This window comes from Rothia sp. HMSC061E04 (assembly GCF_001813685.1).
GTDB classification, from domain to species: Bacteria; Actinomycetota; Actinomycetes; order Actinomycetales; family Micrococcaceae; genus Rothia; species Rothia mucilaginosa.
The window spans coordinates 1,432-15,521 of the sequence record NZ_KV813705.1 but is presented as its reverse complement, the minus strand read 5'-3'; the positions used below and the strand labels follow the sequence as shown (position 1 = coordinate 15,521).

Here is a 14,090-nt window from a genome sequence, read left to right as displayed (position 1 = left end):
TGCAGGGGCAGTATCTCTTCTGCAGGCGCGGCAACTCTTCTGCAGGGGCGGCACTCTTCTACCGGTTCTGCAGGCTCCATCGAGCTCTGCCCGGCTCTGTTGGCGACATAAAATTACGCCGAGAGAGTCCAAAACTCAGGTTAACCTCACAAAAACGCTGGTTCGGGGCGCTAAAGCTCATGCTCTCGCGTAGGATGGATACGTACTGTATCTACGATTCCACACCTTCTGGTACGCTCAACCCTCGCGGTGAGCGGCACGGGTGCGGATGTGAAAGTGAGACCATGGATTTTAACCTCCTGATTATGATCGCCATGATGGCGCTGCTGGCATGGATGATGTTCTCTGCCCAGAAGCGTCAGCGTAAGCAGATGGAGGAACTGCGCGCAATGCAGCAGTCTCTCGTCCCCGGCGCCCAGGTGATGACTGGTTCCGGCATCTACGGTACCGTTGTCAGCACTGACCTTGAGAACAACAAGCTGCAGCTTCAGATTGCGGACGGTGTTGTTATCACCCTGGCACTGAACGCGATTATGGCCGTCGTCGAGGAGGAAGCCCCCGCAGCGCCCCTGACCGAGGACGTGTACGAGGCTACCGCATCCGAAGCTCCCGCTTCCGATACCTCTTCTGATACTGCTAAGTAATTCAGAGCGTATGAGCCCGGCGCCCAGTGAGCGGCGTCGGGTTTTCGCGTTACGGAATCTGTAGAACACTCAATACTATTCACACGAAGAAGGAACATTATGGCTAAGCGTTCACCGCTTGCAGCCGCGCGAGGGGCGCTCCTCTCGATGGTCCTGCTCATGGCTGTTATGGCTGCCGGTATTTTCGGCACCACCTACGCGGGAGGTTCTTGGGCACCGAAGCTCGCCCTGGACCTTTCGGGTGGTACTCAGATGATTCTTTCTCCGAAGGTCAATGGCTCTTCGGATGAGAACGTCTCCCAGGAGCAGTTGAACCAGGCGGTTGAGATTATTCGTCAGCGCGTTGATGGTGCCGGCGTTTCGGAGGCGGAGGTTACGACCTCCTTCGGCTCGGGTAATAACGTGGTTGTTTCGGTTCCCGGAACGATTAGCGCTGAGACTCGTCAGCTGATTCAGGCGTCTGCAAATATGACGTTCCGCCCGGTGCTGCTGTCTGGCGCCGGTACTGCGGTGGCTGAGGATGCCCGCACTGCGGACGATAAGCTGCCCAAGCCCTCTGCGGAGCCGACTGATGGTTCGGACCGTAACTGGATTACTGCGGACCTGTACAAGCAGTATGAGGCGAAGGACTGCACCGCGGCACGTAATGAGGACGCCGATAGTACGGACCCGACTAAGCCGATGGTGGCGTGCTCCACTGACGGTCAGGAGAAGTACATTCTGGGTCCTGTGGAGCTGAGCGGTAGCGATATTTCTACCGCAAGCCACTCGCAGGAGACGACCGGTCAGGGCGTGACTACGGGCCGTTGGGCTGTGAACATTCAGTTCAACGATGAGGCTCGTGAGAAGTTCCAGAACATTACTTCTCGCCTGAACGCGATTCGTGCACAGAACGCAAATGATCCGCGTGCCCGCTTCGCGATTCTGCTGGACGGCAAGGTGCTGTCTTCGCCGGTGTCGCAGGCAGTGATTTCTGACGGTAAGCCGCAGATTACCGGTAACTTCACCGAGCAGGAGGCGAAGGCTCTCGCTGATCAGCTCAAGTACGGTGCCCTGCCGATTAGCTTCACGATCCAGTCGGAGCAGCAGATTTCTGCGACTCTGGGTTCGGAGCAGCTGCGTGTGGGTCTGCTGACCGGCCTGATTGGTCTGCTGCTGGTGTTTGTGTACTCGCTGTTCCAGTACCGTCTGCTGGGCTTTGTGACGATTGCGTCGCTGATTGTTGCGGGCATCATCTCGTATGAGGCGATTGCGCTGCTGGGTTGGGCGTTGAACTACCGCCTGTCCCTGGCTGGTGTGGCGGGTCTGATTGTGGCGATTGGTGCTACGGCTGACTCGTTCATCGTCTACTTTGAGCGTATCCGTGATGAGATCCGTGCGGGCCGCACGATCCCGTCGGCGGTGAACCACGGTTGGCAGCGTGCATCCCGCACTATTTTGGCGTCGAAGGCTGTGAATCTGCTGGCTGCTGTGGTGCTGTACGTGGTGTCGGTTGGTTCGGTGAAGGGCTTCGCGTTCACCCTTGGTTTGACTGCGATTGCTGACCTTGTGGTCGTGTACCTGTTCACCCACCCGATGCTGACTCTGCTGGCGAATACCCGCTACTTTGGTGAGGGTCACCGCCACTCGGGCTTGTCGCCTGAGTCGCTGGGTGCTACGCCGCTGTACCGTGGTGCCGGTCGCCTCCGCAGCCCGGAGGAGAAGCAGCTGAGCATTGCTGAGCGTCGCCGTGCAGAGCGTGCTGCCGCTGAGGCTGACGAGTCTGCTTCTGATGAGAAGAAGGAGAGCTAAGCATGGCTACCGATGTGAAACCTAATGCTTTTGCCCGCTTCGGTAATGACCTGCATTCGGGTGCCCGCTCGTACCCCTTCGTAGGTAAGCGCCGCCTGTGGCTGCTGCTGGCTACTGTGCTGATGGCGGTTTCGGTTCTGATTCCGGCTGTTGGTGGCGGCTTCAACCTGGGTATTGATTTCCGTGGCGGTTCGGAGTTCGTGGTCTCGAAGACCGCGCACGTTGATACTGCTACGGGTGAGCGCATTATTCACGAGAAGGCGAAGGACGCTTCGGATGTTCGCGTGACCAATATTGCGCCGGGTACGATTCGTGCCCAGATGAGCAAGCTCAGCGATGATGAGACTCTGCAGGTGAAGGCGGCTCTGCAGGAGGGTTACGGCGTCTCTGAGAATGACGTGACCTCTTCGTTTGTGGGCCCGACCTGGGGTGCGGATGTGACCCGTCAGGCGTTCTGGGGTCTGGTCGCGTTTGTGGTGCTTGCGCTGATTGGTATGGCGTTTTACTTCCGTACCTGGAAGATGTCGCTGGCGTCGATTGCAGGTCTGTTCTTCACCGTGGTGGTGACGGTTGGCCTGTACGCCGCGTTCGGCTTCGAGATTACTCCGAGTGCGATTATTGGTTTCTTGACGATTCTGAGCTACTCGCTATACGACTCGGTGGTGGTGTTCGATAAGATCCGTGAGAACACCGAGGATGTGCTGGAACGCCGTGACACGACCTTTGCCGAGCAGATTAACCTGGCGGTGAACCAGACTCTGGTCCGTTCGATTAACACCGCTATTGTGGGTGTGCTGCCGGTGGGCGCGATCCTGTTCATTGGTGCGTTCATCCTGGGTGCGGGTACTTTGCAGGACCTGTCCCTGTCGCTGTTCGTGGGTATTCTGGTGGGCATGTTCGGTACGCTGTTCGTGTCTGCGCCGCTGTATGCTTCGCTGCGTTTGGGTGAGCCCCAGATTCGTGAGCACACCGCGAAGGTGGAGAGCGGCAGCTTCAAGGACGCTGAGGATGCTGACGATGCTGAGGGTGACTCTTCGGAGGAGCCCGCCGAGGCTGAGAAGGTTGCAAAGTCCAGCAAGTCTGAGGAATCTGCTGACAAGGCGACCGAGGATGAGAAGGCAACCGAGAAGCCCGCTAAGAAGCCGGCACGTGCAACCATTGAGATTCACCGCGTGAACCTGAACGGTTAGCCAACGTTCCGCCAGCGCTACTGGCGTTACTAACGATAGGGGAGTCGATACCGAAAGGTGTCGGCTCCCCTTTAGCGTGCTCAATTATTTCCTAAACAACGCGCTCTGGTGTGTTAAAACGTCGCATAGTTTGGCGCGTTCCAGACCGCTGGGTAGGATAAGAAGTGAAGATACTGTGCGCTCGCGTTTGAGCCTGCTGATGGCTGGTTTGGCCGGTATAGCCCTCAACGATGAGGAACCTGAGTGTGCGGCTGATTATCTTGAGCCCGAAGGAGCCTGGAATGAGTGCAGAACCTGCCGTGAACACCAACGCTGAGAACCCTGCAGGGACCGCCGAGAAGCCCGCGGTTCGGCCCGCTGGCCCGATTCCTCTGCCTGAAACTGATTCGTCTGACGCAAAGAAGAAACGCGGCTCGCACCGCGTCATGGCTGCTGGCGGACGTGTGCCGAACCGCCTCGTCTTCGGTAGCCGCAGCAGCAAGATGGAAGCCTCCGACTCGAACGGCGGCACCATCCGTTTCTCCCCGATGATCGCGCCGGTCGTACGTGCCGTGCGCCGCTACCACCCGGACGAAGACATCCAGGTGCTGCAGCGCGCCTACGAAGTGGCGAACCGCTGCCACGAGGGTCAGAAGCGTAAGAGTGGCGACCCGTACATCACCCACCCGGTGGCTGTGACCGCGATTCTTGCGGAGATGGGCGCGACCGGCCCCGTGCTCGCCGCCGGCCTGCTGCATGACACGGTGGAAGACACCGACTACACGATGGAGCAGCTCACCGAAGAGTTCGGTGAGGAGGTCGCCTACCTGGTCGACGGCGTGACCAAGCTGGACAAGATGACCTACGGCGAGAACGCCTCTATTGAGACGATCCGCAAGCTCGTGCTGTCCATGAGCAAGGACATCCGCGTGCTGCTCATCAAGCTTGCCGACCGCCTGCACAACGCCCGCACCTGGCGTTTTGTGCCGCAGGCTTCCGCCGCGAAGAAGGCGGAAGAGACCCTGAAGATTTACGCGCCGCTCGCGCACCGCCTGGGCTTGAACACGATCAAGTGGGAGCTGGAGGACCTGTCCTTCGCCGCCATGAGCCCGGAAATTTACGCCGAAATGGTGCGCATGGTCGGCGAACGCACCCCCGCCCTCGAAAAATTCCTGAACGAGGCACGCACCAAGATTACGGACCGCCTGAAAGAGGTGGGCATCGACGCGACCGTGACGGGCCGCCCGAAGCACTACTACTCGATTCATCAGAAGATGAAGACGAAGGGCCGCAGCTTCGACGAGATTAATGACATCCTCGCCGTGCGCATCATGGTTGAGGAAGAGGCGGAGTGCTACACGGTGCTCGGCCACGTGCTGTCCCTGTGGCCGTCGATGACTGGCCGTTTCAAGGACTACATTAAGAACCCGAAGAACAACAACTACCAGTCGCTACACCTGACCGTGTACGGTCCGGGTAACCTGCCGCTTGAGATTCAGATCCGCACCTACAAGATGCACGAAGAAGCTGAGTACGGTGTGGCGGCGCACTGGCGCTACAAGGCGGCATCGCGCGGCGAGAAGGTCGTAGCTCGTGGCGGCGCGCCCGCGAAGGACCCGAAGGAGCCGGGCACTCAGACCTCGGCAATGATGAACGTCGGCATCCTGCAGTCCATTGCCGAGATTTCGAACTCCAACCCGGAGTCGGAGAAGTTCTACGAGTCGCTCGCTGACACCCTCGACACCGACGAAATCGTGGTCCTCACCCCCAACGGCGAGGCAATCGCCCTGCCCAACGGCTCCACCCCCGTGGACTTCGCCTACGCCATCCACAGTGAAGTCGGCGACCGCACCGTCGGCGCGAAGGTCAACGGCCGCCTCGTGCCGCTGCACACGGTCCTGCCCACCGGCGCGACCGTGGAGATTATGACCACGAAGAACGAAGACGCCGGACCCAGCGAGGACTGGCTGAAGTTCGTTCGCTCCTCACGCGCTCGCACGAAGATTCGCCAGTACTTCGCGAAGGAACGCCGCCTGGAGGCGTTGCTCGCCGGCCGCGAGATGCTCACTAAGAGCATGCGTAACAGTGAGCTGCCGCTGCAGAAGATGATGAGCCCGGAGATTATGACTCAGGTGGCTCAGCTGCTGCATAAGAACGATGTGGCGTCGCTGTACCGTGCGATTGGTGAGCACGAGATTGCGCCGAAGCAGGTCATTGACACCCTCGTTGAGGTGCACCGCGGCGACGAGCCGGCACCCGAGGTTGAGGTCAGCGACTTTGACGAGACGCTGCTGAAGTCCACCCGCAAGGCGATTGGTGATAACGGCGTGATTGTGCCGGGCGCTGAGGGTGTGCTGACGAAGATTGCGCGTTGCTGCACCCCGGTCCCGCCGGATGACATTATCGGCATTGTGACCCGCTATAACGGCATTTCGGTGCACCGCCGCGACTGCCCGAACATGCGTAACGCTGACGAGGAGCCGCGCGTGACGACGGTTGAATGGGCGTCTTCGCCGACCGCTACGTACCGTGTGCAGATTCAGGTGGAGGCGCTGGACCGTAAGGGCCTGCTGAGCGACCTGATTCGTGCTATTTCTGAGTCGGGCGTGAACATTCTGGATGCGCGCGTACACACTTCGGAGGATCGTACCGTGGTGGACCGCTTCGCCCTGGAGCTGGGTGACCGCTTCATGCTGGAGCATGTGCTGAACGTGGTCCGTAACGTGACGGGCGTGTACAAGGCGTACCGCCTGACCGGCGCGAAACCTTCGGAGGCATAAATACTTTTCTACGGCCAGAAGCCACATGTGTTGAACACATGTGGCTTCTCGCCGTTAAACGGGTTGGGTTCCATAATGACGAACCGGCGAGTGCGGGGTCTGAGGAACCCGTATACTGAAAGAGTTCGCGCCGCCGGGTACGAAACGGCTTGTTGAAGCTACGAACGCTCCCACGGAGTACAGCATCTAGACCGGCGCTGGCGCATGTGTACGACCGGGGCCGCACTGGTTCCGAACTTTTGACGTTTCTTCGACTGTAGAAACGATTACTGATGAGAGGTTGACCGCCCCTATGACGACGCAGTCTACGGATTCTTCCGCTACCACTGACGAACACCGTAACCGCAATACGGAGCGTGCGCAGCTGCACTCTACGATTTGGCGTATTGCGAATGACCTGCGCGGTTCGGTAGACGGCTGGGACTTTAAGCAGTACGTGCTCGGTATGCTTTTCTACCGTTACCTCTCTGAGCGTCTGGTGAAGCATCTCAGCGATGCTTCGTCCGGCGGCAATTATGCAGCGCTTTCCGATAGTTTTATTGACGCTGAGGGTAAGCGTGATGTCATTAAGAATCTCGGTTTTTTCCTCTTACCCTCAGAGCTCTTTTCCTCAGTACATGCTGCTGCACAGCGTGATGATAACCTCAATGAGACCCTTCATAAGGTTTTCAAATCAATCGAGTCTTCAGCTGAGGAGATTTATTCTGAGAATAACCTAAAAGGTCTTTTTGATGATTTTGTATTAGACTCTAATAAATTGGGAGCGACTGCTACTGCTCGTCATGAGACTCTAAAAAAACTTATGGACGCTGTGGCAAAGATGGACCTTAGCTCTGATTATTCGGAGAGTTCAAATGACGCTTTCGGGGATGCATACGAGTTCCTTATGGGTATGTACGCGGCGAATGCGGGTAAGAGCGGAGGTGAGTACTACACTCCACAGGAAGTCTCAGAGCTCCTGGCAGAGATTGCTATGGACGGGCGTAATCCCCAAGATATTAGTACCGTGTATGACCCGGCGTGTGGTTCAGGTTCGCTGTTGCTAAAGTTTGCCCGCATCCTGCGAGAACGTGGTGACGAGGTTGAGATGCCACTTTTTGTAGGACAGGAGATTAACCTGACGACCTATAACCTGTGTCGCATGAATATGATTCTTCATGGTCTTGATTTGAACGGTTTCAACATTGCGCATGGTGATACCTTGATAAATCCGAAGCATCGCAGGAACCTCGAAGCGAGGGAGAATGCTGGGGATAAGGCCTATGGCCTCTACGATGCTATCGTGTCTAATCCGCCCTATTCCACGAAGTGGAAGGGCGATTCTGATCCGACCCTAATTCACGATGAACGTTATGCCCCGGCAACAGTTCTGGCACCTAGGTCGAAGGCTGACCTGGCGTTTACGATGCACATGTTGGCTTCTCTTGAAGAAACGGGTACGGCTGCGATTGTCGAATTTCCAGGTGTGCTGTACCGTGGCAATGCCGAGCGCAAGATTCGTGAATATTTACTGAAAGAGGACAGGGTGGACGCTGTAATTCAGTTGCCCCCTAACCTGTTCTACGGCACGAGTATTGCGACTTGCATTCTGGTTCTGAAGAAGAGTGCCCGTAAGGACCATTCGGTACTGTTCGTGGATGCTTCGCACCTCTTCGATAAGGGCACGAACCAGAACATTCTGGGTAAGGCGCACCGTGAGAAGATTCTGGAGGTGCTGGCGGCTCGTGAGGAGCGTGAGCACTTCTCAGCGCTGGTTCCGGTGGAGAAGCTGCTGGAGCAGGAGGCGAACCTGGCGGTGTCGAGCTGGGTTGAGCCGGAGGATACCCGTGAGCGCGTGGATATTGTCGAGCTGAATTCCCGTATTGAGGGTATTGTGGCTCGTCAGGCTCAGTTGCGCGTGGAGATTGACGCTATTGTGGCGCGCCTGGAAGGCGGCGAGTAGTCGTGGCGGACGTGATGAATTATATTGACCGCCTGGTGGCTGAGCTCTGCCCGGACGGGGTGGATTTCTACCCCATTGAGGAGCTATTCACTACCCGTAACGGCTATACTCCGTCTAAGTCCAACAGCAGCTATTGGGAGAACGGAACTGTTCCCTGGTTCCGCATGGAAGACATCCGTGAAAATGGTGGAGTCCTATCAGAAGCCATGCAGTCCGTTCATGAAAGCGCTTTGAAAAAGGGTGGCATGTTCCCCGCTGGTTCAATCATCGTGGCAACTTCTGCAACGATTGGTGAGCATGCGCTAATCAACGTAGATTTTCTGTGCAATCAGAGGTTCACTGTTCTGACCCCTAAGGAAGAGTTCAAGAGCCTTCTGTTGCCTAAATTCCTCTACTACTATTCGTTTGTTCTGGATCGTTGGTGCCTTTCGAATACTACGCAGTCCAGCTTTGCCAGCGTGGATATGAAGCGTTTCAAGAAGTTTGAGTTTCCTGTTCCGCCGCTGGAGATTCAGGAAGCGCTTGTTGAAATTCTCGACAAATTCACGAACCTGGAAGCGGAGCTGGAAGCGGAGCTGGAAGCGCGTACTCTGCAATACGAGTACTACCGTGATTCGCTCTTCGAAGCCCTCGACTGCCCCCGCGTTCCTTTGGGCTCTTTTGCGCGGCTTGTGCGTGGTTCAGGTATGCCGAAAACCGATTTTTCCGAATCCGGTGTAGGAGCAATTCACTACGGTCAGATTTACACCAAATTTGGTACTGCAACCGCAGAAGTTATTGCGCACGTTCCGGAAGACAAAGCGAAAAAGCTTGCTGTAGTTAACCCCGGTGATGTCATTGTGGCTAATACGAGTGAAAACCTTGAAGATGTTTGCAAGGCTGTAGCTTGGGTTGGAGAATCTGACATCGTTACTGGCGGTCACGCAACGGTTATTAAGGCTCCCGAGCAGAGCGCAAAGTTTATTTCTTATTACATGGCAACCGGCCGGTTCAATAAGGATAAAAGGCGTCATGCTTTCGGTACGAAGGTTATTGATGTTGCGCCTAAGAACCTTGCGAAAATCGAGTTTCCGGTTCCGCCTCTGGAAGAGCAGCAGCGCATTGTCGATATTCTCGACCGCTTCGACTCTCTAACCACGAGCCTCTCCGAGGGTCTACCCGCAGAGCTCGCCGCACGTCGTAGTCAGTACGAGTACTACCGTGACCAGCTACTTACCTTCCCCCGCAAGGGCGACAACCAGTAGCCACCCGCGCATCAAACTGCGCATCACGCGCACACCCCGTGCAGGGGCGGCACCCCGCCACCCCTGCGCGGGCTCCGCACTTCAATCGCACTCACCAACCCCGAGCCCAACCGTCCATATTCCACCCCTACACAAAGGAGTACCCCGTGGAAACTGTACCCAACTACCCCTATCTCTCTGAAGGTAGCCGTGACCGGGTCCTCACTAGCGACACCTATACTGTTATCGGTGACCGTGAAAAGGCTCCTGGTTATGATGAATGGAAGACTGCACAGACCCTCCATAGTTCAGCTCAAACTGAATCTCAACTTGAACGCGAACTTATTAGGGTTCTTAGGGCCCAGGGATATGAATATTTACCGCGACTCACCGACGAAGCCGCACTCATCCGCAACCTGCGCGAACAGCTCGAACGCCTCAACACCCGCCCCGAAGAAGGTGCTTACGGCCCCAATAGCGGATTCCACTTCAGTGACGAAGAATTTGACCGCTTGCTTAACCGGCATATTGCTCGCTATAACGATGGCATCCTGGAGAAGGCTAAGCTCATTCAGGAGGAACGTCGTATCAACTTCTATCTCGACGACGGTACCCCACGCAATATAATACTCATCGATGCCGTTAACCCTGCACGCAACCGCATGCAGGTCATCAACCAGTACCGTGTACCCGATGACCAAGGCAAAACCCTGAACCGTTACGATGTAACCATCCTCATCAACGGTCTACCCCTTGTACATATCGAGCTCAAAAGGCGTAGCATCTCCATTCGCCGCGCCTTTCAACAGATTGAACGCTACCAGGGAGAGGGTTTTCAACAAGATACCTACCGTCTTTTCGAATACGCCCAAATCTTTATTATTAGCAATGGTGTAGACACTAAGTACTATTCCAACACCGTACGTCACAAGCACATCGAAGATCAGCGGAAAGCCAGCCGCAAGGTAGCCTCCGGCGGCTCCGCGGGCAAGAGTTTTGAGTTCACTAGTTATTGGGCGGATTCAAAAAATAACCGTATTGGTGATTTGATGCTTTTCGCCCGTACCTTCCTGAATAAGCGAACTATTGCAAATATCCTCACTCGATACTGCATTCTCACTGTAGATGAAGACCTGCTCGTTATGCGTCCCTACCAGATTGCGGCAACCGAGCGAATCATCAACCGTGTCGAAATCGCCAACAATGACCCCAAGCGCCTCGGTACCAAGGAAGCCGGCGGCTACATCTGGCATACTACCGGCAGCGGTAAGACCCTCACGAGCTTCAAAACTGCACGCCGCCTGGCAGAAACCGGGCTCGTCGAAAAGGTCATCTTTGTCGTGGACCGCAAGGACCTCGATTACCAGACTATGCTCGAATACAATAACTTTCAGGCAGACTCCGTTAGCTCCACCGGTAGTACCCGTGAACTCGGCGAACGCCTCGCCGACAGCGGAACCGGCATTGTCGTCACCACCATCCACAAGCTGTCTAACCTAATCTCTGCTGAACCCAAGCACCCTGTCTACCGTCAGCGTGTAGTTATCATCTTCGACGAATGCCACCGCTCTCAGTTCGGCGCAATGCACCGGTCTATTCGTAAGCGTTTTACTAAATACAGCATGTTCGGCTTCACCGGTACCCCCATCTTCGACGAAAATTCCGCAGGAGGCCCCGGTACCACTACCGTAGAAATCTTCGGAGACCGGCTACATTCATACACCGTTGTGGACGCTATCAACGATAAAAATGTACTGCCTTTCCATATGGAGTACACCATCACAAATGCAACCTACAGCGATGAAGAGAAAAGCGCATACCAATTAGAGTGCATTATGGAGGGCAGTGAGCAACCAAATCCAAAGGATATCGAGAAGTACCTCCAATCTAAAGAAGCTCTTGAAAACCCTCAACGAATTGAGGCTATTGCAACCTACATTCTGGATAACTATGACCGGAAAACTAATCAGCGTGCAGGTCGTAATTATGACCTTAAACGGATTAGAGATATCACTGATCCTGTTACTGGTGCAAAATCCAGGGAACACTATACTGTAACAGTTCGCGGTTTTAACTCAATCCTGGCAACCTCCTCAATCGATGCTGCCTGCACCTACTACGACACCATCAACACCCTGCAAGAAGAACGTATCGCAGACGGTGTACTCGACCCTGCCAAAAAGTTGAAGGTTGCCATCATCTACACGCAGGGCAACGGTTCGCAGTTGTTCGACACCTTCGGCGAGGAAGAAAACTATGAATTTCCCACCGCGGGTAGCGCAGAACAGAACCGTATGGCAGGCTTTCTCGAAGACTACAACACTATGTTCAGCACGAATTTCAGCGCTGAGGGTAAGTCCTTTGACAATTACTATAAAGACGTCTCTCGCCGTATGAAGACACGCGAATTAGACATGCTCATTGTAGTAAATATGTTCCTGACCGGTTTTGATTCTAAGACCGTCAATACTCTATGGGTCGATAAGAATCTCAAGAGTCATGGTTTGGTCCAGGCTTTTAGCCGTACGAACAGAATTCTGAACTCTCTTAAGCCTTCCGGAAACATTGTATGTTTCCGTGATTTGGAAGAAGCTACGAATGATGCTTTTGCCCTCTACGGTGACTATACTGCTGGCGCGAATACTGGAAGTGGCTTGGAAACTCCGTGGAATATTGTGCTTACCCGCCCATATAAGGAAGCCCATATTGAGTACTGTAAGGTCGTAGATGAGCTCCGTGAAGAATTCCCTGTAGACACTGGAGGAAATATTATTGCGGATACTCCGGAACAAAAAGTACGCTACGTTGAACTCATTAACCAGGTACTTACCCTACAGAATGAGTTGGAAGTCTTTGATGAATTTATTCGGGATGGAAGTGCTCAGCTAATTAGTGACTACGATATGCAAGGCTATCTGGGTAAATATAACGATATTCGTGAAGAAGCACGTGAAGCACGTGATTATGACGGCGAACTTACCAACCCAGATGGAGGGGATGAGCTAGGTCCTGATCCTTGGTACGACCAGATAACCTTTGAAGTGGAATTGCTTAAACAGCAGAACATGGACGTCTACTTTATCTTGGAGCTGGTCGCCAAAGCGCGTGCTGAGCGTGATAATGCTAGGGATCAGAAAGAATCGCAGGAATACACTGAACGTCGCATTGAAGAGTTTCGCAAGATAGTTCATCGTGCTGTCCGCAGTGATAATGAGCTGCGCAATAGCGGCGATATTATTGAAGACTATTTTGAAAAGTACCTTACTGAACCGACTGTAGACGCAGAAGGGTCGGAAGACGTACATGAGCGGTTCCGTATCTACGTAACTGAACGTCGAGTTAGTGAAGAAGATTTCATCGTTCAGGAGGAAGAGCTAAAGCGCGAAGAAACTCGGCGTGTAGTCAATCGTGCGTTGCGTGAAGGAAACCGAAGCATTATCGGTAAGGTTAGTCGTCTCATTAAGAGTAAGATGTCGTTCTTTGGAGGCGCCTTGGGAGGTCCTGACCTTGAAGATGCCGCAGTTAAACGCCAGCGCGTACAGAATAAACTGGAGAAGCACATTGGCCGATTCATGCCGTTCCTCGGCGGCCGCTAACCTACTGTATCAGTGGTAGTCCGCGGTAACCAGCGGTAATTCGCCCAGAAGCCACATGTGTTTCGAAAAGCCACTTCTTTGGTGGCTTCTCGAAACACATGTGGCTTCTCGCCGTTAAGCGGGGGAAGGGGTGGACAGCATCAACCCGGCTCTACGCTACTGATTAGCCCCTCTGCACAGCGCCGATTTTCGGTCATGAGTTAGTGACTTTGGTGGGGGTTAAAACCCCAGCCCAGAGTCACTAACCCATGGTCGAAGTCCGTAACTCATGACCGAATTTCCGCCCGGTGTGTGGGAGGCGGGGCAACGGCGCACGGGAAGCAGGCCCATCGCACCTAATCTTCCGCGCGGCGGGGGAGTTTGGCGGGGGAGTGCGCCTCCAGAAAGCCCCTTGTCACCCAATATTTTTTGGTGTTTTTCTGGCACAGGGTGGTGCAGCCCCTTATCTTGTCAGGGCTGCCCCGTACCTTTGGTGGTAGAGAACAACGACGCGTTCTCACCCACTCCGCCGAGCGACCAAAGGAGCCCCTCATGTACACGGTTGGTTACTACAATGACGAAGACTTCCGCGCCTTCTACTCCGGCCAGGACGCCGCCAACATTGACGACTTCTTCACTGACAACGGCGAATACCTCATGGTGTACCTGCCGGAGGTGGCCGACCGCGAGTTCCTCGCCGGCCTCCGCTACGGTAACGGCTGTGACGCTCTCTGCCAGAGCGGATACGCCCTCGACGAGGCGGAAGAGGCACTTCGCGATATGTATGCGCTCGCCGTGTAGCCCTCCCACCTGTCACAGATGGGGATCCGGTCATGAGTTACGGATTCGTGCCATAGGTTAGCGTCTTTGGTCGTAGTTAAAAACCATGGTCGAAGACACTAAACCATGGTACAAATTCTGCAGGGGTGGCGCCTCCGCGGGTGCAGAGATATTTGATGCATAAAG

General features: G+C 54.9%; 8 protein-coding genes. All 8 read left to right on the top strand.

What is annotated here, in order from left to right:
- Positions 1 to 284 precede the first annotated feature (284 nt).
- The 8 genes from yajC (at position 285) to HMPREF2927_RS05945 (ending at position 13,925) form a co-directional block, all read left to right on the top strand.
- Entirely contained in the window at positions 285 to 644 is a 360-nt protein-coding gene (gene yajC, locus HMPREF2927_RS05980; RefSeq protein WP_070686423.1) for a preprotein translocase subunit YajC, read from the top strand.
- A 99-nt stretch (positions 645 to 743) separates the two neighbouring features.
- Positions 744 to 2,435, top strand: coding sequence for a protein translocase subunit SecD (gene secD / locus HMPREF2927_RS05975; RefSeq protein ID WP_070686421.1), 1,692 nt, complete (start codon positions 744 to 746; stop codon positions 2,433 to 2,435).
- Positions 2,436 to 2,437: 2 nt separating this feature from the next.
- A complete protein-coding gene (gene secF / locus HMPREF2927_RS05970) occupies positions 2,438 to 3,625 on the top strand; it encodes a protein translocase subunit SecF (RefSeq protein WP_070686419.1) in 1,188 nt (395 codons plus the stop codon).
- Between the two features lie 281 nt (positions 3,626 to 3,906).
- Positions 3,907 to 6,384 carry a RelA/SpoT family protein gene (locus HMPREF2927_RS05965; RefSeq protein WP_070686417.1) on the top strand — a complete coding sequence of 826 codons (2,478 nt, stop codon included), beginning with the start codon at positions 3,907 to 3,909 and terminating at the stop codon, positions 6,382 to 6,384.
- Positions 6,385 to 6,676: 292 nt separating this feature from the next.
- Positions 6,677 to 8,326, top strand: a complete 1,650-nt coding sequence (locus HMPREF2927_RS05960; protein WP_070686415.1) for a type I restriction-modification system subunit M — start codon at positions 6,677 to 6,679, stop codon at positions 8,324 to 8,326.
- A 14-nt stretch (positions 8,327 to 8,340) separates the two neighbouring features.
- Positions 8,341 to 9,570 carry a restriction endonuclease subunit S gene (locus HMPREF2927_RS05955; protein ID WP_070686659.1) on the top strand — a complete coding sequence of 410 codons (1,230 nt, stop codon included), beginning with the start codon at positions 8,341 to 8,343 and terminating at the stop codon, positions 9,568 to 9,570.
- A 146-nt stretch (positions 9,571 to 9,716) separates the two neighbouring features.
- Positions 9,717 to 13,145: a type I restriction endonuclease subunit R gene (locus HMPREF2927_RS05950; protein ID WP_070686413.1), complete on the top strand. Its 3,429-nt coding sequence runs from the start codon at positions 9,717 to 9,719 to the stop codon at positions 13,143 to 13,145.
- Between the two features lie 531 nt (positions 13,146 to 13,676).
- On the top strand, positions 13,677 to 13,925 hold the full coding sequence (locus HMPREF2927_RS05945; RefSeq protein ID WP_070686411.1) for a hypothetical protein: 249 nt from the start codon (positions 13,677 to 13,679) through the stop codon (positions 13,923 to 13,925).
- Positions 13,926 to 14,090: the final 165 nt, after the last annotated feature.

Excerpts from the sequence above, each read along its gene's own strand:
- yajC (WP_070686423.1), top strand. The coding sequence starts at position 285 with ATGGATTTTAACCTCCTGATTATGATCGCCATGATGGCGCTGCTGGCA.
- secD (WP_070686421.1), top strand. The coding sequence starts at position 744 with ATGGCTAAGCGTTCACCGCTTGCAGCCGCGCGAGGGGCGCTCCTCTCG.
- secF (WP_070686419.1), top strand. The coding sequence starts at position 2,438 with ATGGCTACCGATGTGAAACCTAATGCTTTTGCCCGCTTCGGTAATGAC.
- HMPREF2927_RS05965 (WP_070686417.1), top strand. The coding sequence starts at position 3,907 with ATGAGTGCAGAACCTGCCGTGAACACCAACGCTGAGAACCCTGCAGGG.
- HMPREF2927_RS05960 (WP_070686415.1), top strand. The coding sequence starts at position 6,677 with ATGACGACGCAGTCTACGGATTCTTCCGCTACCACTGACGAACACCGT.
- HMPREF2927_RS05955 (WP_070686659.1), top strand. The coding sequence starts at position 8,341 with ATGAATTATATTGACCGCCTGGTGGCTGAGCTCTGCCCGGACGGGGTG.
- HMPREF2927_RS05945 (WP_070686411.1), top strand. The coding sequence starts at position 13,677 with ATGTACACGGTTGGTTACTACAATGACGAAGACTTCCGCGCCTTCTAC.